The following is a 22,665-nucleotide window of genomic DNA, read 5'->3' as shown; positions in this document are numbered from 1 at the left end:
GCACCGGCGGTACAGCGGTACGGTCGGGTCGTCTGACCAGTGGAAAGGCAGAGCGGTGTACGAGGGCGTGGTTCAGGACCTGATCGACGAACTGGGCAGGCTGCCCGGCGTCGGGCCCAAGAGCGCGCAGCGGATCGCCTTCCACATCCTGCAGTCCGACCCGGTGGACGTGCGCCGGCTGGCTCACGCGCTGCTGGAGGTCAAGGAGAAGGTTCGGTTCTGCGCGGTCTGCGGCAATGTCGCCGAGGCCGAGCGGTGCCGGGTCTGCCTGGACCCGCGCCGCGACCTCACGGTGATCTGCGTGGTCGAGGAGTCCAAGGACGTGGTGGCGATCGAGCGCACCCGCGAGTTCCGCGGGCGCTACCACGTGCTGGGCGGGGCGATCAGCCCGATCGAGGGCGTCGGCCCGGACGATCTGCGGATCCGGGAGCTGCTGGCCCGGCTGGCCGACGGCACTGTCGGCGAGCTGATCCTGGCCACAGACCCCAACCTGGAGGGGGAGGCGACCGCCACCTACCTGGCCCGGCTCTGCAAGCCGATGGGCCTGAAGGTGACCCGGCTGGCGAGCGGGCTGCCCGTCGGCGGGGACTTGGAGTATGCCGACGAGGTCACCCTCGGCCGGGCCTTCGAAGGGAGACGACTGCTCGATGTCTGACAACAGCACGCACCAGGCGGTGCACACGGTTCACATGGCCGAACCCGACGGCTTCTCGGTGCAGATCGCGGACTCGATCAAGAGTTTCGTGCTCTCGGTGACCGAGATCGCCAAGGGCGACGAGCCGGGCAGCGCCGTGTCGCTGCTGCTCCTCGAGGTCTCGCAGCTGCTGCTGGCCGGCGGTCGGCTCGGCGCGATCGAGGACGTGCTGCCGGAGGACCGCTTCGAGCCGGACGCCGGTCCGGAGCCGGACGGCGTCGAGCTGCGCGAGCACCTCGCCGAACTGCTCGCGCCGATCGACGTCTACCACGAGGTCTTCGACCCGTACGGGGCGCCGACGATGCCGAACGCCTTCCGGATCTCGGACGACCTGGCGGGCGTGGTCAGCGACCTGCGGCACGGGCTGACCCACTACGACGAGGGCCGGGTCAGCGAGGCGCTCTGGTGGTGGCAGTTCTCCTACCTGTCGACCTGGGGCTCGACCTGCACGGCCGTGCTGCGGGCGCTGCAGTCGCTGATCGCGCACGTGCGGCTGGACAGCCCGATCGGCGCGGTGCCGGACGGGGCCGACACGGATGACGACGGACTGACGGACGAGCAGCTGGAGCAGCAGGCGGGCGACCTGATGGCGGCCGAGCTCGGGATCTGACCGGACGGCTCCCGCCGGCCTCCCCAAGCCGTCCCCCGTCCCGTCCCCTCGTCGCCCCGTCGCCCCGTCGCCCCGTCGCCTCGGCGCCTCGGCGCCTCGTCCCGCGCCGGTCGGGCTCAGAGGGCGGCGAGCAGGCCGCGCAGCAACTCGTTGAGCTGCCGCGCCTGTTCCCCGGTGAACCCGGCCCCGGCCAGGGCCCGCTGCTGCTCGGCCAGCCCGGCGGTCACCGCCTCGTCGATGATGGTCCGGCCCTGCTCGGTGAGCGTGATCTGCAGACCGCGCCGGTCCGCCGGGTCGGGTGACCGCGTGACGAGGCCGGCCCGCTCCAGCTTGTCCAGCCGGCCGGTCATGCCGCCGGTGGTGAGCAGCAGCGTGGCGGTCAGCTCGCGGGGCGAGAGCACGTGCGGGGCGGGGGCCCGGCGCAGGGTGGCGAGCACGTCGAACTCGCCGCGGCCGATGCCCCACTGCTGGTAGATCTTCTCGATCCGGTCCCCCATCGCCCGGGCCAGCCGGTAGATCCGGGCGAACACCTCCATCGCGTCGGTCTCCAGATCGGGGCGGACCGCCCCCCACTGCTCGATGATCGCGTCCACGGCGTCCGGCACCGACTCCGACTCCGGCACTGACTCCGACTCCTGCTGCTCCATGGGACCAGTCTGCCATGAAAAGGGTTGCGACTAAGTAGCTTGCTGCTAAGTTACTTTTTGCTCACTGACTTACTCATGAGCTTCCCTGTCACTGCCCCGGAGGTGCCACGTGTTCCCGATCAGGCGAGCAGCCGAAGCAGTCGAAGGAGCCGAAGCAGCCGCCAAGCCCGTGCGGGTCCCGGGTGAGCGCGCCCTGCTGGCCGGTATGGCGATCGACTCGGTCGGCTCCGGCATGTACGTGCCGTTCAGCCTGGTCTTCTTCCGGCATGTCACCGGCCTGCCGCTGCCGCTGATCGGCGCCGTGCTGACGGTGACCGGGTTCGTGGCGATGGCGGCGCTGCCGCTGGTCGGCACCGCGGTCGACCGGTTCGGGGCCCGGCGCCTGCAGTTGGGGCTGTACGTGGTGCGGGGGCTGGGCTTCGCGGCTTACCCGTTCGCGGGGTCGTTGCCCGCCTTCGCGGCGGTGGCGCTGCTCACCTCGATCGGCGACCGCGGCTTCCCGGTGGCCCAGCAGGCCCGGATCGGCGAGCTGGCGCGCGGGGCGGACGTGGAGCGGCTGCAGGCCATCGCGCGCAGTCTCTCCAATGCCGGGCTGGGCGCCGGGACGCTGCTCGCCTCGCTGATCATCGGGGTGCTGGGCGACCGCGGCTTCACCGCGGCAGCCTGGCTGAACTCGGCCAGCTTCTTCGCCGCCGCGCTGCTGGCGCGGCGGGTGCCGGCGGTGGTCCAGGGCTTCGGCAGCGCGCTGCGGCGGCGGGCCGCGGCGAACGGGGCGGGCGCTGACTGCGGCTACCGGGCCGTGCTGGCCGACCGTCGTTATCTGGGCCTGACCAGCGCGAACTTCCTGATCGCGGTCGGCTACTCGGCGCTCTCGGTGCTGCTGCCGGTCTTCGCGGTCAGCTGCCTGGGCGCCCCGCAGTCCCTGGTCGGGGTGGCCTTCGTGGTGAACACGGTGCTCTGCGCGCTCGCCGGCGTCCCGGTGGCGCGGTTGGCCCGGCGCTTCGGCAGCCGGACCCGCACGGCGGCTGTCGGCGCGGGGCTGTTCGCGGCGAGCGCGGTCGGGCAGGTCGTGCTGGGCACGGTGCGACCGCACCTGCTGCCGGTGGTGCTGGGCGGGCTGCTGATCCTGGTGGTGGTGGCCACGATGGGCGAGCTGGTGCACAACCCGTCCGCCTCCGCGCTGGCCACCAGTGCGGCTCCGCCGGCGCTGCGCGGGCGGTACCAGGCGACCTACCAGCTCTCCTGGTCGCTGGCGAAGACGGTGGCGCCTTCGCTCTTCACCCTGCTGCTGGCGGTCGATGCCCGGCTGCCCTGGCTGCTTGTCGCGGTCGCGGCGCTGGCGGGCGGGGGGATGCTGCTCCGGCTGGGGCGGCGGCTGCCGGCCGAGGTGGACCGGCCGGCGCCGGCGACCCAGGTGGCGCGCACCGCACCGGTCGCGGTCGGCACCCCCGGCAGTGCGGCGATCACCAGCGTGCCGACCACCAGCGTGCCGATCACCAGCGTGCCGACCACCAGCGTGCCGACCACCAGCGCACTGACCACCGACGCGGCGCCCCGGCTGCCCGTCTGAGGCACCGCGTTCCGCAGAATTCACAGAAAAATCTCTCCGGCAAATTCCGAGCCGGCACCGCCGCCCTCCGCGAATTCTTTCGACCCCGCCGCCTCCCGCCCGCAGACTCGCCGGTCGACCCGCTCCACCGGCGTTCACCAGGTGAAACGTGAGTATCAGCATATGGAAGGTGGCTGACGCCTGGCCCCTGCTCGGTAGACTGACCGGCGACCGCAGTACCCCCGTCCAGGGGGTCTGGGGGGACCGGACGGCGCCACCCCGCGCTGGGCACCACCCCCCGAAGACGACTTAGTCGAGGAGCGCACGTGGGCCTTGTCGTGCAGAAGTACGGCGGCTCATCCGTTGCGGATGCCGAGGGCATCAAGCGCGTGGCCCGTCGAATCGTCGACACCAAGAAGGCCGGCCATGAGGTCGTCGTCGTGGTGTCCGCGATGGGCGACACGACGGACGAGCTGATCGAACTCGCCGAGCAGGTATCCCCCATTCCGGCCGGTCGCGAGTTCGACATGCTGCTGACCGCCGGTGAGCGGATCTCCATGGCCCTGCTGGCGATGGCGATCAGGGCGCTGGGACACGAGGCCCAGTCCTTCACCGGCAGCCAGGCCGGGGTGATCACCGACCAGGTCCACAACAAGGCCCGCATCATCGACGTCACGCCGGGCCGGATCCGCTCCGCCCTGGACGAGGGCAACATCGCGATCGTGGCCGGCTTCCAGGGTGTCTCCCAGGTGAGCAAGGACATCACTACCCTGGGTCGCGGTGGCTCCGACACGACCGCGGTCGCGCTGGCCGCCGCGCTCAAGGCACAGATCTGCGAGATCTACACCGACGTGGACGGCGTCTTCACCGCCGACCCGCGGGTGGTGAAGAAGGCCCGCAAGATCGACTGGATCGCCTACGAGGACATGCTGGAGCTGGCGTCCTCCGGTTCCAAGGTGCTGCTCGACCGCTGCGTGGAGTACGCGCGGCGCTACAACATCCCGATCCACGTACGATCGTCCTTCTCCGGTTTGCCGGGGACCATCGTCAGCAACACCAACCCGAACAAGCCCGAAGGGGGCGAGATGGAGCAGGCCATCATCTCCGGAGTCGCCCACGACACGTCCGAGGCCAAGGTGACGGTCGTCGGGGTGCCGGACAAGCCGGGTGAGGCGGCCCGGATCTTCCGCGCCATCGCGGACGCCGAGGTCAACATCGACATGGTGGTGCAGAACGTCTCCGCCGCGTCCACCGGTCTGACCGACATCTCCTTCACCCTGCCCAAGACCGAGGGCCAGAAGGCCATCGACGCGCTCGGCCGGGTCAAGGAGGGCATCGGCTACGAGTCGCTGCGCTACGACGACGCGATCGGCAAGATCTCGCTGGTCGGCGCCGGCATGCGGTCCAACCCGGGGGTCACGGCGACCTTCTTCGAGGCGCTCTCCGAGGCCGGCGTCAACATCGAGCTGATCTCCACCTCGGAGATCCGGATCTCGGTGGTCACCCGGGCTGATGACGTTCCCGAGGCGGTGCGCGCCGTGCACAGCGCCTTCGGTCTGGACAGCGAGAGCGACGAGGCGGTCGTCTACGGCGGGACCGGACGATGACCGGCGGCGGAGCGGACCGCCAGGGCAGGCCCAACCTCGCGGTGGTCGGTGCCACCGGCGCGGTCGGCACGGTGCTGCTCGGCATCCTCTCCGCCAGAGCGGACATCTGGGGCGAGATCCGGCTGATCGCCTCCGCGCGCTCGGCCGGCCGCCGGCTGAGCGTGCGCGGCGAGCAGGTCGAGGTCGTCGCGCTCAGCGAGGAGGCCTTCGAGGGCATCGACGTCGCGATGTTCGACGTGCCCGACGAGGTCTCCGCGCAGTGGGCGCCGATCGCGGCGGCCAAGGGCGCGGTGGTGGTCGACAACTCCGGCGCCTTCCGGCTGGACGAGGACGTGCCGCTGGTCGTCCCCGAGGTCAACGCGGCGGCGGCCCGGATCCGGCCGCGCGGGATCATCGCCAACCCCAACTGCACGACGCTCTCGATGATCGTGGCGATCGGCGCGCTGCACTCGGAGTTCGGCCTGAGCGAGCTGGTGGTCGCCTCCTACCAGGCGGCCTCCGGGGCCGGCCAGGCCGGGATCGACACGCTGCGCGAGCAGACCGTGAAGGTGGCCGGGACGGCGGCCGGCGAGCAGCCGGGCGACCTGCGCGCGCTGATCGGTGACAGCGGTCCGTTCGCGGTGCCGCTGGTGCTGAACGCGGTGCCGTGGGCGGGCTCGCTGAAGGAGGACGGCTGGTCCTCCGAGGAGCTCAAGGTCCGCAACGAGAGCCGCAAGATCCTCGGGCTGCCGCACCTGCGGGTGGCGGCGACCTGCGTGCGGATCCCGGTGATCACCACCCACTCGCTGGCGGTGCACGCGGTCTTCGAACGCGAGGTGACGCAGGCGCGGGCGCAGGAGATCCTGGCGCAGGCCCCCGGGGTGGTGCTGTACGACAACCCGGCGGCCGGCGAGTTCCCGACCCCGAACGACGTGGTCGGCACCGACCCCACCTGGGTCGGCCGGGTGCGCCGCTCGATCGACGACCCGACGGCGCTGGACCTCTTCCTCTGCGGCGACAACCTGCGCAAGGGCGCGGCGCTGAACACCGCTCAGATCGCCGAACTGGTGGCGGGCGAGCTGACCGACTGAGGCCGCCGCGATCTGACGGACACCCAAGCCCCCTTCCCGGTGGAGGGGGCCGACGTGTTTACGGAAGAATGTCCGCCGGACGGGGCAACCCTGAGGGGGGATCGAGTGTCCAACGGGTGTGACAGACCTGGCAGTGCTAGCAGCGGCACCGACCGTACGGGTGCCGCGGGGCGCCGTGCGGCAACTGGTTGAGTCGGAGATGACCACGGCCGCCACCGACACGGCCGGCGCCAGCGTCGACCTGCTCACGACCACCTATCAGGCCCACTACCCGGCTCTGCTGCGGCTGGCCGCGCTGCTGCTGGACGACCGCTCCAGCTGCGAGGACGTGGTCCAGGAGGCCTTCATCCGGGTGCACTCCGCCAGGCGGCGGGTGCGCGAGCCGGAGAAGATCCTCGCCTATCTGCGGCAGACCGTGGTCAACCTCTCGCGCAGCACGCTGCGGCGCCGGCTGCTCGGCCTGCGGCTGCTGCCCAAGCCCATGCCTGACATGGCCAGTGCAGAAGAGGGCGCCTACGATGCTCTCGAGCGCGACCAGCTGAAGGCGGCCCTGCAAGGTTTGCAGAGGCGCCAGCGCGAGGTTCTGGTGCTGCGGTACTACGCCGACATGACGGAGGCTCAGGTGGCCGAGCTGCTCGGGATCTCGGTGGGTGCGGTGAAGGCGTACGGCTCGCGCGGACTGGCGGCACTGCGGGTGCTGATGGAGAGCGGTTCATGACTGATGATCAGTTCGGCCGCCGGGCATCGGACGGGCCGGTCGAGCCGGTTGACGGGGTGTCGGCTCCTGGCTTCTCACTCGGGGGTCGGGAGCGGGAGTGGGAGCCGGGCTCGGGCGAGGAACAGGCGCTGCGCGCGCTGCTGCACCGCGCGGTGGACGGCCTGCAGCCCGACGCCGACGCGCTGCCCCGGATCCGGCGGGCGATTCCGGCCCGGCGGGCCCGGCACCGGCAGGCGTGGACCGGCGCGCTGCTGATCGCGGTGGTCTCGGCGGCGGCCGTACCGACCCTGCGCGGCCTGGGCGGCCTCCAGCTCTCGGACGGTTCGGCGGCCTCCCCGGCCGCCGCCCCAGGCAGCACCGCCGGCGGTCGGCCCAGCGCCACGGCGCATCCGGGAGGCGCGCGGCCGGTCGTCCCGCTCCCGGTGCCCGACGCGAGTGGCGGCACGGCGGGCGGCAGCCCCGGCGGCACCGTCAGCGCGTCGGTCAGCGGCACTCCCAGCGCGTCGGTCCAGGACTACAGCAGCCCGGTCAGCACCTCGGTGGGCGGCGTGAGCGCGACGGCCTCCCTGACGCCCGGCTGCGGGCGGGGTGACCTCGGCGGCGGCCAGGTGACGCTGGGCGCCCCTGACGCGGCGGGGTGGGTCTACGGCGCGTTCACGGTGACCAACGTCTCCGGGCACCCCTGCGCGCTGACCGATCCGGGAACGGTCAGCGCGGTGATCGGCGGCAGCGGCGGCGGGACGGTACGGGTGCTCGCGCACACGGCGGGCGACCCGGCCACCCGCCTGCCGGACCCGGCCGGCGCGACCGGCTCGCTGCTGCTCGGGGCGGGGGCCGGCTACCGGCTGCCGTTCGCCTTCGCGCCGGACGCGCCCTGCTCGGCGAACGGTGCGGCGAACGGCGGTAGCGGCGCGAGCCCGGCGGCCGGCCCGAGCACGAGCAGCGCCGCCCCGGCGGCCAGCAGCGGCGCGGGCCCGACGGCCGGCGGCCCGACCCCGGCCCCGGGCGGTGGGGCGGGGGGCGCCGCACCGGCGGGCGCGGCGGCGGACCAGGGTGCGGCCCAGGGCGCTCAGAGCCCGCTGGCCGCCGGCGCGGCGGACCCGGTGGCGACGACGCCCAGCCCGTCACCGACCGTGACCGCGGGTTCCGCGACGCCCGGTGGCCCGGCCGCCCTGACGCTCGGCTACCAGCCGCTCGGCATCGCCCCGGACGCGGCCGACGCCACCATCGCGGGCGTCTGCGGCGGCGGCACCCTCTACCGCGCCGCCCCGCAGCCGACCGGGTAGCGCTCCCGCCTGCCGCGGCCCGGCACGCGGCCCGGCACGCGGCCCGACACGCGGGCCGACAGGCAGACCGGCGGGCGGTTCGGCAGGGGGCCGTGCTCGGCGGTTCGGAATCGATGGTTACCGTGATGACTGTGTACCGATTCCTCCTGTCCGCGCGCTGGCTCGGCGGCACCGTGCTCGCGATCCTCGCCATCGCGGTCTGCCTCTGGCTGGGCTCCTGGCAGTTGAGCCGCTTCGAGGGCCGGGTCTCCAGCCAGCACACCGCCGCCCCGGCGACGCCGAGCGGGACCCCGCAGCCGGCCGGGGCGCTGGAGACGGTGCTGGGTGGCCCGACCGCCCAGGTCGGCACCAACAGCCTGGGCCGCGAGGTGACCGCCTCCGGGCAGTACGACGCCGCCCACCAGCTGGTGGTCCCCGACCGCGCCGTGGACGGTCGCCAGGGCTACTACGTGCTCACTCCGCTGCGCACCGGCTCGGGCCGGGCGGTGGCGGTGGTGCGCGGCTGGCTGCCGGGCTCGCCCGGCGCGGCGCTGCCCGCCCCGCCGGCCGGCGAGGTCACCGTGGTGGGCCGGCTGCAGGCGTCGGAGACCTCCGACACCAACGGCGCGGTCAACGGCGGTCTGCCGGTCGGACAGCTGGGCATGATCAGCCCGGCCACCCTGGTCAACCTGCTGCCGTACCCGGTGTACGACGGCTGGGTGGCCGCCGACAGCGTGCCGGCCGGCCTGACCAGCGTCCCGACCACCCAGCCCGACGGCGGCAACGGCCTGGACGCGCGGGCCTTCCAGAACCTCGGTTACACCCTGGAGTGGTTCGTCTTCGCGGGCTTCGTCCCGTTCATGTGGTTCCGGCTGGCCCGCCGCGAGGCGGAGGCCGTCCAGGACCGGGAACTCGGGTTGCTCCCGGTCCTGGACTGACCCCCGCGCTCAGCGGTTCACGGCTTGAGGTGCCGCCGGGCGAAGTCCAGCTCCAGCCGCAGCTGCTTGATCCGCTCCTCCACCACCAGCGAGCCGTGCCCGGCGTCGTAGCGGTACACCTCGTGCGGGATGCCGAGCTGCGACAGCCGCGCCACGTAGTTCTCGATCTGCTGGATCGGGCAGCGCGGGTCGTTCAGTCCCGCGCTGATGTAGACCGGCACCCGCACCTGCTCCACGTAGCTGAGCGGCGAGGAGGCCCGGTAGCGTTCGGGCACCTCCTCGGGGGTGCCGCCGAAGAGCGTGCGGTCCAGCGACTTGAGCGCCTCCATCTCGTCCGCGTACGCGGTGAAGTAGTCGGCGACCGGGACGGCGGCCAGACCCAGCGACCAGTGCTCGGGCTGGGTGCCGAGCCCGAGCAGGGTCAGATAGCCGCCCCAGGAGCCGCCGGAGAGCACCAGCCGCTCGGGGTCGGCCAGCCCCGAGGCCACCGCCCAGGCCCGCACCGCGCCGATGTCCTCCAGCTCGATCAGGCCGACCCGCTCGCGCAGCGCGTCCGTCCAGGCCTGGCCGTAGCCGGTGGAGCCGCGGTAGTTGACCCGCACCACCGCGAAGCCGTGGTCCAGCCAGGCGGCCGGCCCGGCGGCGAAGGAGTCGCTGTCGTTGTGGGTCGGGCCGCCGTGCACCTCGAAGACGGTCGGGTACGGGCCGGGCCCGGCCGGGCGCTGGACCAGCGCGTGCACCCGTCCGCCGGGCCCCTCCACCCAGACGTCCTCCACCGGCACCGAGCGCGGCGGCGCGCTGCCGGCCGCCCGCAGCACCACCGAGCCCGCGGTGGAGCGGACCACCGAGGGCTCGGCGGCCGAGGACCAGAGGAACTCGACGGTGCCGTCGGGGCGGGCGCCGGCACCGGCCACCGTGCCGCGCGGGGTCGGCAGCCGGGTCAGCTCGCCGGTCGCCAGCTGATAGCTGAACAGCTCGCTGCGGGCCTCGAACTCGTGCTCCACCAGCAGCGCCAGGCCGTCCGGCCGCCACTGCGCGGAGACGTCGCCGGGCAGCGGGTGCCCGTCCTCGGTGCGCAGCAGCAACTCGGTCTCGGCGCCGGTCAGCGGGTCCCAGATCAGCGGCTCCCAGCGGCCGCGGCGCTGGTGAGCGACCAGCAGCCGGCTGTCGCCGGCCACCGGGGCGAAGCCCAGGCAGGTCAGGCCGCGCGGCTCCGGGCGGCCGGTCACCTCGTCCAGCTCGGCGACGTCCGCACCGTCCGACGTCCGCAGTACCCGGATCGCGCTGTGCATCGCGTCACCGTGCTCGGTGTGGTCGATCGCCAGCAGCGCCGAGTCGTGGGACAGGTCGCCGACCCCGCCGTACTCGGCGTGCCGGTAGATCTCCACCGGTTCGCCCGCGCCGGGGCGCAGCAGGTGCAGCGTGGTGCCGTCCTCGTCGGTGGAGCGGCCGACCACCACGGTGCCGTCCCGGCCCAGCGCCAGGCCCGCCTCGTAGGACGGGGCCAGGCCGGGCACGGCCACCTCGTCAGGCCCGCCGGTGAACGGCTGGCGCCGCCAGCTGCCGAACTCGTCGCCGTCGGTGTCGTCGAACCACCAGATCCAGGCACCGTCGGGGGACAGGGCCGCGTCGGTGGTGCCGCTGGGGCGGTCGGTGACCTGCCGGTGGGTGCCGGCGGCCCGGTCCCAGGCGTAGACCTCATAGCTGCCGGCCGCGTTCGAGACGTACAGCGAACGCTCCGGGGCGTCGTCCGCCCATTCAGGAAGTGACACCCGTGCCGCCCGGAAGCGCTGCTCCCAGGCGGGCACGTCGTTCTTCTCGCTACTCATCCGAGTCACTCTGGCACGGGAAGGCGGGTGCTGGGCAGTGCGGGGGTCAGTTCTTCGGCAGCAGCCGGGAGAGCGCGGCCACCGCGAGCTCCAGGACGGCCAGCACCAGCATGCTCAGCACGAAGGCGTGGGTCCAACCCTGGTGGACCGCGCGGTAGAAGAGGATGCCGAGCAGGGCGACGCCGAGCGCGTTGCCGACCTGCTGGGTGGTGGCCACCGCGCCGGCGGCCGAGCCGACCAGTCGCGGGCGGACCGCGGCCAGCGTGCTGCCGGTCAGCGGGGCGATCACCAGGCCCATGCCGAGGCCGTCCAGGAACATCCCCGGGGCCAGCCACCAGGCGCTCCCGGCGGTGCCGACGCACTGCGCGGTCAGGGCCAGCACGCCCAGTCCCGCGGCCATGCCCGCGGTGCCCAGCGCCACGGCACCGCGGCCGAGCCGGGCGGCGACCCGGTGCGCGTTGAGCGAGGTGAGCAGGTAGCCGCCGCCGATCGAGACGAAGAGCAGGCCGGAGCCGAGCGCGTCCAGGCCGTGCCCCATCTGCAGGTAGAGCGCGAGGACCAGGAAGAACGAGGCCTGGCCGAGGTTGAAGCCGAGCTGGGCGAGGATGCCCACGGCGAAGCCGGGTTCGCGCAGCAGCCGCGGGTCGAGCACCGGGTGGGCGGCCAGGCGGGACTGGTGCAGCGCGAAGAGGGCGAACAGCGCGGCCGAGCCGGCCAGGCAGAGCCAGGTCCACAGCGGCCAGCCCTGCGACTGGCCCTGGATCAGCGGCAGCACCAGCGCGGTCAGCGCGGCGGCCACCAGCGCGCTGCCGGCCAGGTCCAGGCCGGTGCCGCCCCGGCCGCCGGCCGCGGGGACCTCCAGGGGTGCCCGGGACTCCGGCACGCAGCGCTTGACCACCGCGAGGGTGACCAGGCCGACCGGCACGTTGACCAGGAAGCAGGTGCGCCAGCCCAGGTCGAAGAGATCCGCCTTGATCAGCAGGCCGCCGATCAGCTGGCCGAGCACCGCGCCGATGCCCAGCGAGAGCGCGTACCGGCCGAAGGCCTTGGCCTGCGCGGCGCCGGTGTAGCTGTGCCGCAGGATGGCCAGCACCTGCGGGCCCATCAGGGCCGCCGACAGGCCCTGCACCACCCGCCCCGCGATCAGTGATCCGGTGCTGGGGGCCAGGCCGCAGGCGGCCGAGGAGAGGGTGAAGAGCAGCAGCCCGAGCGCGAAGATCCGGCGGCGCCCGAACCGGTCGCCGAGCCGTCCGGCGGGCACCAGGGCGGCGGCCAGGGCCAGGCCGAAGCCGGCCACCACCCACTGGATGCCCGCCGGGCCGGCGTGCAGCCGGGCCTGCAGCGAGGGGATCGCGACGTTGACCACGAAGAAGTCGAGGGTGGTCACGAACGACGCGGTGAGCAGCACGGTGAGCAGGCCGCGGGGCGGGCGCTGCTCCTCGGCGACGAGCCGGGGGGAGGGCAGGGTGATGGTCATCTCGGGTGTGCTCCTTGGGGATCGGGGGCGCCATGCGGACCGGGGGCCCGCATGGCGCCGCGCCGGGTTCAGGCGGACGGGACCTTGTCGAGGAAGCCGTGCACGGCGCCGATCAGGCCGTCCTCGGTGGCCACCAGCACGTCGAAGCCGACCACCAGCGCCTCCGCGCCGGCCGGGCCGAGGTCCCAGGTGAAGCGGGCCAGGTTGTGGTGGGCGTCCACGCCGCCCGCGCCCAGGCTGAAGACCAGGCCGGGGAACTGGCTCTGGACGGCGCCGATGACGGCGTCCACGGCGTCGCGGCCGACGGCCTCGGCCAGCGGGTCGGTGTAGCTCGCGTCGGCGGCCCAGTAGGTGTCGATCAGCTTGCGGCGGGCGGCCGGGTCGCTCTCGTTCCAGGTGGCGAGGTACTGGTCGGCCAGCTGCTGAAGGTTCGTCATGGTCCGTCTCCCTCTTGCGTTCTGTGTGTTCCTGCTGGTCAAGAAGGTAGGCGGGATGCGGAGCAGCCGAATCGGTCACGCATAGGTAGGGTCGACCCATGCTGTACGGGCGGGCGGGGGAGCAGGCCGCGATCGCGGGGCTGCTGGCAGGGGCGGTCGAGGGGCGCAGCGGGGCACTGGTGCTGCGCGGGGAGCCGGGGATCGGCAAGAGCGCGCTGCTGGAGTACGCGGCCGAGCGGGCGGGTGCCGACTTCGAGGTGCTCCGGGCGAGCGGGGTCGAGAGCGAGGCCGACCTGCCGTTCGCCGGGCTGCATCTGCTGCTCGGCCCCGCGCTGCCGCTGCTGCCCGGCCTGCCGGCGCCCCAACGCCGCGCCCTGGAGGCGGCGTTCGGGCTGGCCGAGCCGGGTGGCCCGGGTGACCGGCTGCTCGGCGGGCTGGGCACCCTCGGGCTGCTGGCCGAACTGTCCGCCACCCGGCCGCTGCTCTGCCTGGTGGACGACGCGCACTGGCTGGACCACTCCTCCGCCGAGGCGCTGCTGCTGGCCGCCCGGCGGCTCGGCCGCGAGGGTGTGGTGCTGCTCTTCGCGGCCCGCGACGGCCAGGACTCGTTCGTCGCCGCCGGGCTGCCCGAGCTGCGGCTGGCGCCACTGGATCCGTCGGCCGCAGCGGAGTTGCTCGCGGCGCACTCGGCGCCGGGCGGGGCCGGACTGCGCTACCGGGTGCTGGCCGAGGCGCAGGGCAACCCGCTGGCCCTGACCGAGCTGCCTGCCGCACTGGCCGACGGACACCCGTACCGCGCCGGCGAGTTGCCGCTCACCGGGCGCCTCGGCCAGGCCTTCCAGGGGCAGTTGGAGCGGCTGCCCGAGCCGACCCGGACGCTGCTGCTGGTGGCCGCCGCCGAGCAGAGCGGGGTGCTGGCGACCGTGCTGCGGGCGGCCGAGACGCTCGGCGTGGGCACCGTGCACCTGTCGCCCGCCGAGCAGGCCGGCCTGCTGCGGCGCACCCCGGACGGGCGGTACACGCTGCGCCATCCGCTGCTGCGGGCCGCGATCCTGCACGCTGCGCCGCTGGAGCGCACGATGGCCGCACATCGCGCGCTCGGCGCGGTGCTGCGGGCGAACGGTGAGCTGGACAGCGGGAGTTGGCAGCTGGCGCTGGCCGCCACCGGGCCGGACGCCGAACTGGCCGAGGCGCTGGAGGGCGTCGCCCGCCGGGCGGTGGCCCGTGGCGGCCACGCGGGCGCCGCCGCCGCCTACGAGCGGGCCGCCCAACTCGCCCCGGATCGAGGGGCGGTGACCCGCTGCCTGGTGCTGGCGGCCGAGTCGGCGCTGGACGCGGCGGAGGCCGAGCGGGCCAGGGGGCTCGCCGAGCGCGGAGCCGAGCTGGCCGAAGAGCCTTTCACGCTCGCCGTGCTGGACTGGGTGCGGGCCACCGCCGCGTTCTGGCGCGGCGGGTATCCGCAGGCGCACCGGCTGCTGCTGGGCGCGGCCGAGCGGGGGATCGAGGCGCCGCTGGCCGCCCGGCTGCTGCTGCAGGCCTTCCACACCGCCTGGTACCTGGGCGAGGAGCAGGTCGGTGCGGTGCTGGACCGGCTGGCGGCGCTCGAACTGCCCGCCGCGGATCCGCTCGCCCCGCTGGTGGAGTACCTGCTGGCGAGCGCCGGGCCCGCCGTCGGCCGCAGCGCGCCGCCGGCCCGCCCGGTGCTGGAGGTCGTCGCGGCGGCCCGGGCGGCCGGGGTGGACAGCCCGCGCGAGCTGGTGCAGCTCTGCGGAGCCACCCTGATCCCCGGGCGGGACGCCGAGACCTTCGCGCTGGCCGAGGAGTTGATCGCCGAGGCGCGGTCGGCCGGCGCGGTCGGCCTGCTGCCCACGCTGCTCTTCTTCCGGGCCGAGGCCGAGCTGTTCCACGGGCGCCACCGGGACGCCGAGCTGGCGGCGGCCGAGGGCGCGGCGCTGGCGCGGGACACCGCCCAGCCCCAGTGGGTCGGCCAACTGGCGGCCCTGGAGGCCTACCTGGCGGCGCTGCGGGGTGACGGCGAGCTGGTCGCGCGGCGGGTCGGTGAGGCCCTGGCGGACGAGGCCACCGCCTGGGGCGCTCCGGCGGCCGGCAGCTCCTGGAGCCAGTGGGCGCTGGCCGTGCACGACCTGGGACAGGGCCGGGTGGCCGAAGTGGTGGAGCGCCTGGAGCCGCACACCGCCGGCCGCTACCGCCACCACGTCTCGGCCATCCGCACCGTGCCCGACCTGGTGGAGGCGGCCGTCCGGCTGGGCCGGCCCGAGCGGGCCGAGGCCGCCTTCGCGCGGTTCGCGAGCTGGTCGCAGCGGATCGGCGAGCCGCACTGGACCCGGGCGCTGGTGCTGCGCTGCCAGGCGCTGCTCGGGCCGCCGGAACTCGCCGAGTCGGGCTACCTGGCGGCCCTGGAACTGCACGCCGCCGCCGACCGGCCGTTCGAACTCGCCCGCACCAATCTGCTGTTCGGCGAGTGGCTGCGCCGGGACCGGCGCAAGAGCGAGGCCCGGAGCAGGCTGCGCGCGGCGCTGGAGGTCTTCGAGCGGCTGGGCGCGGCGCCGTGGGCCGAACGGGCCCGCGCCGAGCTGGGCGCGGCCGGCTCGGCCGCCCCGGTGGCGGCCCCGGCCGGACCGCTGGCGGGGCTGACCCCGCAGGAGGAGCAGATCGCCCGGCTCGCGGCGAAGGGGCTGTCGAACCGGGAGATCGCCGCCCAGCTCTTCCTCAGCCCCCGCACCGTGGGCCACCACCTCTACAAGGCCTATCCGAAGCTCGGCATCGCCTCCCGGGCCGAGTTGGCCGAGCTGGTCTGACGGCTCCCGCGCGCGATCGGCACCCCGACGCGCCGTCAGTCCCCTTCGACGTTCAGGTTCGGCAGCACCCGGTCCAGCCAGCGCGGCAGCCACCAGGCGCGGTCGCCCAGCAGCGTGAGCACCGCCGGGACCAGCAGCAGCCGCACCACGGTGGCGTCCACCAGGACGCTGACCGCCAGGCCCAGGCCCAGCATCTTCACCACGATGTTGTCGCTCAGGATGAAGGCCGCGAAGACGCTGACCATGATCAACGCGGCGCAGGTGATCACCCGGGCGGTGATCTCCAGGCCGTGCGCGACGGCGTCCCGGCTGTCGCCCAGCCGGTGCCACTCCTCGTGCACCCGGGAGAGCAGGAAGACCTCGTAGTCCATCGAGAGGCCGAAGACGATGGCGAACATCATCATCGGCACATAGCTCTCGATCGGCACCGTCCCGTTCACCCCGAGCGCCGGGCCGCCCCAGCCCCACTGGAAGACCGCGACCACCACGCCGTACGAGGCGCCGATCGAGAGCAGGTTGAGCACGGCCGCCTTCACCGCCACCAGCAGACCGCGGAAGACGGTCAGGATGATGATGAAGGCCAGCCCCACCACCACCGCGATGATCCCCGGCAGCCGTTTGGCGACCAGCTCCAGGAAGTCCAGCTGGGCGGCCGTGGTGCCGGTCAGGTAGGTGGTGGCGCTGGTCCCGGCCCGGCCCTGCGGCAGCGCGGTGTTCTTCAGGTGGTTGAAGAGGTTGGTGGTCACGGCGTCCTGCGGCGCGCCGGTGGAGATCGCGGTGGCGATCAGCACCTGACCGTCGGAGGTCGACTGCAGCGGACTGATGCTCGCCGCGCCCGGCACGTCGGTGAGCGCGTGCTGGAGGTTGGTCAGCAGCGTCGAGCGCTGGTCGGCGGGCACCGTGCTCTGGTCGACCACGATGGTCAGCGGCCCGTTGGCGCCCGGACCGAAGCCCTCGGAGATCAGGTCGAAGGCGCGCCGGTCGGTGAAGCTGGTCGGATCCGCGCCGTCGTCGATGTGCCCGAGCCGGATCGAGAAGAGCGGGATCGTCAGCACCCCGATCACCACCAGGCCGCCGGCCAGGAACCACCAGGGGCGGCGCTCGACCCGGCGGGCGTAGCGGTGCCAGAAGCCGGCGCCCCGCTCGGCGGGGACCGCGCTGACCTCCGCCACCGGGGTCCGTACGCTGAACCGGTCGATCCGCCGCCCGATCAGCCCGAGCAGTGCGGGGACCAGGGTGATCGCGCCGAGCACCGCGGTGGCCACGGTGATCATCGCGGCCGCGCCCAGCTTGGCGATGAAGCTCACCCGGGAGACCGAGAGCCCGGCCAGCGCGATCACCACCGTGCAGCCGGAGACCACCACGGCCCGCCCGCTGGTGGACACCGAGCGTCCGGCGGCACTCGCCGGGTCGAGGCCGTCCATCAGCAGCTGGCGGTGACGGGTGATCAGGAAGAGCGCGTAGTCGATGCCCACGCCCAGCCCGATCATGGTCGCCAGGGTCGGCGAGACGCTCGCGAAGGTGAACGCGATCGCCAGCAGGCTCAGGCAGCTCAGTCCGACGATCACCGCCAGCAGCGCGCTGAGCAGCGGCAGCCCGGCGGCGATCAGGCTGCCGAAGCCGATCAGCAGCACCACCACGGCGACCGCGAAGCCGACCGCCTCGCTGGTCAGGTCCTTGGTGTGCGGCCGGGCCAGCTCACCCAGCGGCCCGCCGTACTCGACCTGGAGGCCGGCCGCCCGCATCGGCGCCACCGCGTCGTCGACGCCGGTCAGGTAGCCGGTGCCGTAGAGGGTGGGGTTCTCCTGGAAGCGGACGGTGATGTAGCCGATGCTCTGGTTGGCGGAGAGCGCGCCGGTGGGCGGGGCGCCGGGAGCGGGCAGCGGGTTCACCACGGAGAGGACGTGCGGCAGCTTCTGCAGGGCGGTGACGCTCTGGCCGATCGGCCCGGAGTCGGCGGTCAGCGGGCCGCTCGCGTCGTGCAGCACGATCTGCGAGCCGAAGCCGCCGGAGGCCGGGGCGTGCGCGGCGAGGACCTCCTGGCCGGTGTGCGACTGGACGCCGGGCAGCGAGAAGTCGTCGGAGTAGGTGCCGCCGAAGGAGTTCTGCAGCCCGTGCAGTCCGCCCAGGGCGACCAGCCAGCCGATGATCACCACGGCCCAGTGGCGCGCGCACCACTGGCCGAGCCGCTGGAGGCCGCCGGGCCTCGGGGAGGGCGTGGACATGAGCTGACGGTAAGCGGTGCCGGGGTGTGGCCCATCCGTGCGACATACGCCCAATCAGGTAGCCGGCCCGGGCCGTGGGCGGGGTCGGGACCGCTACCGCTCGACGGGCAGCGCTATGCCGTCCAGCAGCAGTCGCAGCGCGCCCAGCAACTCCTCGGTCAGCGCCTCGGGTGCGGCGGGTCCGGGCTCGCCCGCCCAGCGGTAGAGCGCGCCGAGGTAGAGGTCGTGCAGTGTGTTGCCGACCCGCTCGGGCGACGGCTCCGGGCGCAGCTCGCCCTGCGCGACGCCGGCCTGGACGATCCGGGTGAAGGTCTGCGCGAGGTACGGCTCCTGCAGGATCGGCCGCCCCGCCTTGCCCCAGGCGGTCAGCATGGCCACCGTCAGCTCCCGCTCCGCCCAGTTGAGCTGGGCGAGTACGGTCACGCAGCGGTTCAGCTGGTCGACCGCGCTGGTGCTGCCGTACTGGCTCTCGGTCAGCAGCACGACCAGGCTGTTGCGCCGCCGCTCGTTCCAGGCGGTGATCAGGTCTTCCTTGCGTTGGAAGTAGTTGAAGAAGGTCCCGCGGGCCACGTCGGCGAGTTCGACGATGTCCTCGATCGATGTGTGGTCGTAGCCCTTGGCGACGAAGAGGTCCACCGCGGCCGTGTAGAGCCGTTCGCGGACCCGCTGCTTGTTGCGTTCGCGACGGCCGAGGCCGGGGGCCCCGGCGGGCGGGCGCAGGTCCATGGGTGTTCTCCGTTCGGCTCTGCCCGGTCGGCTGAGGCGGTGGCCTGCACCGACGCGATTTTCATACCACGGTCTGCGGGTCAGACCCAGCACTCGGCTGCTGTCGGGCGCCGGGTTGCGGAAGAACGTCCAGGGCACAACGTCAGGTCGGCCGCCCGTGACCGGTGCGACCAGTGTGACGCGCGGGAAAGTTTTGACTGCAGAGCAATTTAAGACTTGCGTTCATCAATTGTCTGCCATCTATGATTGACGCATAGTCAGATCCGCTTGCGGGCAGGCGAGCTTGGCGGTCCCGATGAAGAGAGCCGAGGTGTGCGCCGTGGTGCCCGTGACCGAGCCGACCGAGCTGCCGCCGTTACGGCCGTGGTCCTATCCGGAGGTGACGCGGCTGCTGCTCACCTTCGACGGATCCGCCATCCGGTTGCTGGCCGGCCTGGTCGGCAGTCCGGTGCAGATGGTGGTGGACGCCCAGCAGCCCGTGGCGCCGCAGGCCGTCCCGCCGGTGGTGCGCGAGGCGCTCGCGGGTGAGGGCGGCCTCGCCCCGCTGGTCCTGCAGCGCAGCAGGCTGATCACGCCCCAGGGGGTCACGGTCAGCGGCTGCCACGCCTACCTGCCGGCCCGGCAGGCCGCGTCGCTGCTCCCGCCGTCCGGCACCCCGCTGCTCCACCATCTCGCCCAGCAGCAGAGCCTGTTGGCCTGCCGTCCGGTCTCCTTCGCGCCCCGGCACTGGCCCTATGCCGGCGAGCGGCGCTGGAGCGTGGGACGGGACTACCTGGTCGACTGCCGCGGCGGTGGTCGGATCTGGGTCAGCGAGCAGTTCAGCCCCGACCGGATCCCGGCCGCCGCCGCCCCCGGCCTCGGTGCGGCGCCCGACCTGACGCCGCCGGCGGGCGACCGGGCCTGATCGGCCCGCCTCGGCGATCAGCCGTCCCAGGGCCGGTACGGCGGGTGAGCGGATCCGGCCCGCAGCGCCAGCCGGGCAGCCGCGAGCGCCGGATCACCGGCGATGGCCACCGGCCCGCCGAGCAGTGCCAGCAGCCGCTCGCGGACCGGCCCGGGGGAGGCGGCCACCGAACCGGCCAGCACCAGCGGCCCCGTGGCCGAGGCCGTCGCGCGGACCAGCCGGGCCAGGTGCCCGGCGGCCGCCTCGGCGATCGCCAGGGCGGCCCGGTCCCCGGCCTCGGCGGCCGCGCTGACCAGCGGGGCCAGTTCGGCCAGCCGGCGTGGCGGGCCGTCGTAGGCCCAGGGCAGCAACTCGTCCGGGCCCGCCGCACCGCAGTGCCGCAGCACCGCCGCGCCCAGCGGCCCGCCCGGTTCGGCGTGCGCGTGGCGCAGCGCCTCGCGGCCCAGCCAGAAGCCGCTGCCCTCGTCGCCGAGCAGCCAGCCCAGACCGCCGCCGGCGCGCACCACCCGGCACTCGCTCACCTGGCAGCAACTGGCCCCGGTCCCCGCGATCAGCACGGTGCCCGCGCGCTGCTCGGTCCCGGCCGCGAAGGCGGTCACCGCGTCCGGCAGCAGCCGCACCCGCGCCTCGATCGCGAACGCGGTCCGGCAGCGTTCGGCGAAGGCCGCCCGGTCGGCCAGCGTCCGCAGGCCCGCCAGGCCGACCACGCAGCCGGCCACCGCGTCCGCCGCCAGCCCGCGCAGCGCCGGCAGCGCCGCCGAGGCGAGCGAGTCGACCGCCGCCGCCACGCCCCGGGCGGTGGGGTTCGCCCCGGCGGTGGTGGCCCGGCCCAGCTCCTGCCCGGCGGCGTCCAGCACCACGGCGCGGGTCCAGCTGCCGCCGGCGTCCAGCCCGAGGAAGAGCGGATTCACGGCTGCCGGCCGCCGGTCAGCTCCCGCACCGCCGCCCACGGCTGCCCGTGGTTGCGCTCCAGCGCCGTCCGGGCCCGCTCCGGGGTGCCGCCGCCGGCCAGCACCACCAGCGCCGTCGCGGTCTGCCCGTCGCAGGCGTCGAGCGTCCGCTCGGCCTGGCTCCGGGTCACCTGGCAGGCCGTCATCAGGTTGCGGACCGCCCGCTCGCGCAGCTTGGTGTTGGCCGCCGAGGCGGTGACCATCAGGTTCGACCAGGTCCGCCCGCTGCGCACCATCAGGGCGGTCGAGAAGGCGTTGAGCGCGAGCTTCTGGGCGGTGCCCGCCTTCATCCGGGTCGAGCCGGTGACCACCTCGGGCCCGGTGTCCAGCAGCACGTGCAGGTCGGCGAAGCCGGCTGCCGGGGCCTGCGGGTTGCCGGACAGCAGCGCGGTGCTCGCCCCCGCGGCGCGGGCCGCCCGCAGTGCGGCGATCACGTACGGGGTGCCGCCGCCCGCGGTGATGCCGATCACCAGGTCGCGCTCGTCGGGGGGCGGTCGGTCGGCCGGGTCGGGCGACTCGTCCTCGGCGCCCTCCCGGGCCACGGCGGCCGTGCGGTGCCCGCCCGCCAGGTGCGCGACGAACCGCTCCTCGCCCACGCCGTAGGTCGGCCCCAGTTCCACGGCGTCGCCGAGCGCGATCCGCCCGCCCGTCCCGGCGCCGTAGTAGTGCACCCGGCCGCCGGCGCGCAGCGTGCGCAGCCCCGCCTCGACCAGCTCGGCGAGCTGCGGCAGCGCGGCCCGCACCGCGCCCGGCACGGTGGCGTCCTGATCGTTGATCAGCTCCAGGATCGCGGTGGTGTCCATCCGGTCCAGTGCCAGGCTCGCGGGGTTGCGGCGCTCGGTGGGCGGCAGCGCGGCTGACGGGTCGTCGAAGTCCAGGGACACGGGGGCTCCCTCGGGTGGGTGGCAGCGACCGTCAGCAGTCTGCCACCCGACGGCGCGCCGGGCGGGCTCATTCGCCGACCGCGGCCCGGTATGAGCGGCGCCCCGCAGGATCGGACTCCCAGCTAGATTGCATTCCTACCTAGGTAGTGCTGGAATTGACCCATGGCCGCAGATCGCAGATCCAACTGGCTCAAGGGTGTCCTTGACCTGCTCGTGCTCGCCTGCCTCACCGAGGGCGAGAGCTACGGATACGAGATCGCCAAAGCCCTGGCCGGTGCCGGGCTCGGCGAGATCAAGGGCGGGACGCTCTACCCCGTGCTCAACCGGCTGGAGGAAGCCGGCCTGGTGGTCGGCGAGTTCCGGGCCGCCGAGCGCGGACCGGGGCGCCGCTACTACCAGCTCACCGCGGTGGGGCGCCGGGAGCTGGCGGAGCAGAACCGGTCGTGGCTGGAGTTCCACACCGCGGTGAAGTCCATGCTGAGCAGAGCCACTCCAGGGGGAGCACCATGACAGAGCGCACCGACCGCTACTTCGCCGAGCTGGCCGGGGGGTTGCGGGCCGCCGGACTCCCGCAGAGCGAGGTCGCGGCGACCGTCGCCGACCTCGGCGGCTACCTGGCCGAGAGCGGATCGCCCGACCCGTACGAGGAGTTCGGCGCGCCGGAGGACTTCGCCGCGCGCCTCACCCGGCGGCCGGGGGCGGACGAGCGGCCCGACGCTTCGGCGCAGACCTGGAAGTGGGCCGCCGACATCTACACCGACCGCAAGTACCTGAACCACTACGGGGACCAGGGCTGGGAGGTGGCGGGCCTCGACCGGCTCGGCCGCTTCGTCTGCCACCGGGACCCGGCGAGCGCGATGCGCTGGGAGTACCGGCGGGAGAGCGCGGACCGGGCGCGCGGCCTGGCGGCGATCGCCGCCGAACTCGCCCCCGAGGGCTGGGAGCCGTGCGGCCGGTTCCTGTACTTCATGTACCTCAAGCGCCCGAAGGCGGCGAGCGCCGGTCCGGCGGCCGGACTCGACGAGTTGGTGCCGCCGCCCGGAAAGCGGCTCTTCGTCGGCCGCACCACCCGGTCCAGGCTGCGCGAGGCGGTGCTCGGCGCGGTGCTCGGCGGGGTGGTGGCCTGCTGGGCGACCCACGTCGGCGGGTCGCGGATGAGCCTGGTGGCGCTGGCCGTCGCGGCCGTGCTGGGGCCGATCGGGCTGGCCAACGGCTGGCGCCGGATGAAGCGGGAGGTGCGGGCCGGCGCCGAGGACGCCTGAGCGGCGCCGCCCGCTGCCGGCCGGCCGGCCACCGAGCGGCGCCCCGTGCTCCGG

The 22,665-nt window shown here is 74.2% G+C and carries 20 protein-coding genes; 12 read left to right on the top strand and 8 right to left on the bottom strand.

The window, feature by feature from the left end; translation table 11 throughout:
* The first annotated feature begins 55 nt into the window (after nt 1-55).
* Nucleotides 56-655: a recombination mediator RecR gene (gene recR, locus OG403_RS17765; RefSeq protein WP_329565517.1), complete on the top strand. Its 600-nt coding sequence runs from the start codon at nt 56-58 to the stop codon at nt 653-655.
* Nucleotides 648-1,304, top strand: coding sequence for a DUF5063 domain-containing protein (locus tag OG403_RS17760; RefSeq protein WP_329565515.1), 657 nt, complete (start codon nt 648-650; stop codon nt 1,302-1,304). Before recR ends, OG403_RS17760 begins: the two co-directional genes overlap by 8 nt.
* Before the next feature lie 116 nt (nt 1,305-1,420).
* On the opposite strand, the gene OG403_RS17755 is transcribed toward OG403_RS17760, so the two are convergent.
* Nucleotides 1,421-1,951 carry a MarR family winged helix-turn-helix transcriptional regulator gene (locus OG403_RS17755; protein ID WP_329565513.1) on the bottom strand — a complete coding sequence of 177 codons (531 nt, stop codon included), beginning with the start codon at nt 1,949-1,951 and terminating at the stop codon, nt 1,421-1,423.
* A gap of 169 nt (nt 1,952-2,120) precedes the next feature.
* On the opposite strand from OG403_RS17755, the gene OG403_RS17750 reads away from it, so the two are divergent.
* The 6 genes from OG403_RS17750 to OG403_RS17725 all read left to right on the top strand — a co-directional run bounded on the left by OG403_RS17750 (nt 2,121) and on the right by OG403_RS17725 (nt 9,098).
* Nucleotides 2,121-3,521 (top strand): MFS transporter, encoded by a 1,401-nt coding sequence (locus tag OG403_RS17750; protein ID WP_329565511.1) that lies wholly within the window; start codon nt 2,121-2,123, stop codon nt 3,519-3,521.
* A gap of 305 nt (nt 3,522-3,826) precedes the next feature.
* Nucleotides 3,827-5,107 carry an aspartate kinase gene (locus OG403_RS17745; RefSeq protein ID WP_329565509.1) on the top strand — a complete coding sequence of 427 codons (1,281 nt, stop codon included), beginning with the start codon at nt 3,827-3,829 and terminating at the stop codon, nt 5,105-5,107.
* Nucleotides 5,104-6,177 (top strand): aspartate-semialdehyde dehydrogenase, encoded by a 1,074-nt coding sequence (locus OG403_RS17740; protein WP_329565507.1) that lies wholly within the window; start codon nt 5,104-5,106, stop codon nt 6,175-6,177. Before OG403_RS17745 ends, OG403_RS17740 begins: the two co-directional genes overlap by 4 nt.
* Before the next feature lie 199 nt (nt 6,178-6,376).
* The gene (locus OG403_RS17735) at nt 6,377-6,895 is read left to right on the top strand and encodes a SigE family RNA polymerase sigma factor (RefSeq protein ID WP_329565505.1); all 519 of its coding nucleotides are present in this window, start codon (nt 6,377-6,379) and stop codon (nt 6,893-6,895) included.
* Nucleotides 6,892-8,181 carry a hypothetical protein gene (locus OG403_RS17730; protein ID WP_329565503.1) on the top strand — a complete coding sequence of 430 codons (1,290 nt, stop codon included), beginning with the start codon at nt 6,892-6,894 and terminating at the stop codon, nt 8,179-8,181. Before OG403_RS17735 ends, OG403_RS17730 begins: the two co-directional genes overlap by 4 nt.
* A 131-nt stretch (nt 8,182-8,312) precedes the next feature.
* Nucleotides 8,313-9,098, top strand: coding sequence for an SURF1 family protein (locus OG403_RS17725; protein WP_442910930.1), 786 nt, complete (start codon nt 8,313-8,315; stop codon nt 9,096-9,098).
* Between the two features lie 17 nt (nt 9,099-9,115).
* On the opposite strand, the gene OG403_RS17720 is transcribed toward OG403_RS17725, so the two are convergent.
* The 3 genes from OG403_RS17720 to OG403_RS17710 form a co-directional block, all read right to left on the bottom strand.
* Complete coding sequence (locus OG403_RS17720) at nt 9,116-10,927, bottom strand: S9 family peptidase (RefSeq protein WP_329565498.1); 1,812 nt, start codon at nt 10,925-10,927, stop codon at nt 9,116-9,118.
* Nucleotides 10,928-10,973: 46 nt separating this feature from the next.
* The gene (locus tag OG403_RS17715) at nt 10,974-12,404 is read right to left on the bottom strand and encodes an MFS transporter (RefSeq protein ID WP_329565496.1); all 1,431 of its coding nucleotides are present in this window, start codon (nt 12,402-12,404) and stop codon (nt 10,974-10,976) included.
* A gap of 68 nt (nt 12,405-12,472) precedes the next feature.
* Nucleotides 12,473-12,841, bottom strand: a complete 369-nt coding sequence (locus tag OG403_RS17710; RefSeq protein WP_329565494.1) for a nuclear transport factor 2 family protein — start codon at nt 12,839-12,841, stop codon at nt 12,473-12,475.
* A gap of 98 nt (nt 12,842-12,939) precedes the next feature.
* On the opposite strand from OG403_RS17710, the gene OG403_RS17705 reads away from it, so the two are divergent.
* Nucleotides 12,940-15,660, top strand: a complete 2,721-nt coding sequence (locus OG403_RS17705; protein ID WP_329565493.1) for an ATP-binding protein — start codon at nt 12,940-12,942, stop codon at nt 15,658-15,660.
* A gap of 35 nt (nt 15,661-15,695) precedes the next feature.
* Here the strand turns inward: OG403_RS17705 and OG403_RS17700 are convergent, their stop codons facing one another.
* Together OG403_RS17700 and OG403_RS17695 are read right to left on the bottom strand one after the other, a co-directional pair.
* The gene (locus tag OG403_RS17700; protein ID WP_329565491.1) at nt 15,696-17,885 is read right to left on the bottom strand and encodes an MMPL family transporter; all 2,190 of its coding nucleotides are present in this window, start codon (nt 17,883-17,885) and stop codon (nt 15,696-15,698) included.
* 93 nt (nt 17,886-17,978) lie between these two features.
* Nucleotides 17,979-18,611 (bottom strand): TetR/AcrR family transcriptional regulator, encoded by a 633-nt coding sequence (locus tag OG403_RS17695; protein WP_329565489.1) that lies wholly within the window; start codon nt 18,609-18,611, stop codon nt 17,979-17,981.
* A gap of 319 nt (nt 18,612-18,930) precedes the next feature.
* Here OG403_RS17695 and OG403_RS17690 point away from each other — a divergent pair, with 319 nt between their 5' ends.
* Nucleotides 18,931-19,515 carry a hypothetical protein gene (locus OG403_RS17690; protein WP_329565487.1) on the top strand — a complete coding sequence of 195 codons (585 nt, stop codon included), beginning with the start codon at nt 18,931-18,933 and terminating at the stop codon, nt 19,513-19,515.
* Between the two features lie 17 nt (nt 19,516-19,532).
* On the opposite strand, the gene OG403_RS17685 is transcribed toward OG403_RS17690, so the two are convergent.
* Complete coding sequence (locus tag OG403_RS17685; protein WP_329565484.1) at nt 19,533-20,426, bottom strand: N-acetylglucosamine kinase; 894 nt, start codon at nt 20,424-20,426, stop codon at nt 19,533-19,535.
* Complete coding sequence (locus OG403_RS17680) at nt 20,423-21,349, bottom strand: N-acetylmuramic acid 6-phosphate etherase (RefSeq protein WP_329565482.1); 927 nt, start codon at nt 21,347-21,349, stop codon at nt 20,423-20,425. The genes OG403_RS17685 and OG403_RS17680 overlap by 4 nt, the downstream gene beginning before the upstream one ends.
* Nucleotides 21,350-21,511: 162 nt before the next feature.
* Between OG403_RS17680 and OG403_RS17675 the strand changes: the two genes are divergently transcribed.
* Together OG403_RS17675 and OG403_RS17670 are read left to right on the top strand one after the other, a co-directional pair.
* Entirely contained in the window at nt 21,512-21,859 is a 348-nt protein-coding gene (locus OG403_RS17675) for a PadR family transcriptional regulator (protein WP_329565480.1), read from the top strand.
* A complete protein-coding gene (locus tag OG403_RS17670; protein WP_329565478.1) occupies nt 21,856-22,611 on the top strand; it encodes a hypothetical protein in 756 nt (251 codons plus the stop codon). The genes OG403_RS17675 and OG403_RS17670 overlap by 4 nt, the downstream gene beginning before the upstream one ends.
* Nucleotides 22,612-22,665: the final 54 nt, after the last annotated feature.

It is taken from the genome of Kitasatospora sp. NBC_01266, assembly GCF_036242395.1.
Classification (GTDB): Bacteria; Actinomycetota; Actinomycetes; order Streptomycetales; family Streptomycetaceae; genus Kitasatospora.
This window is presented reverse-complemented; position numbering and strand designations above follow the sequence as displayed.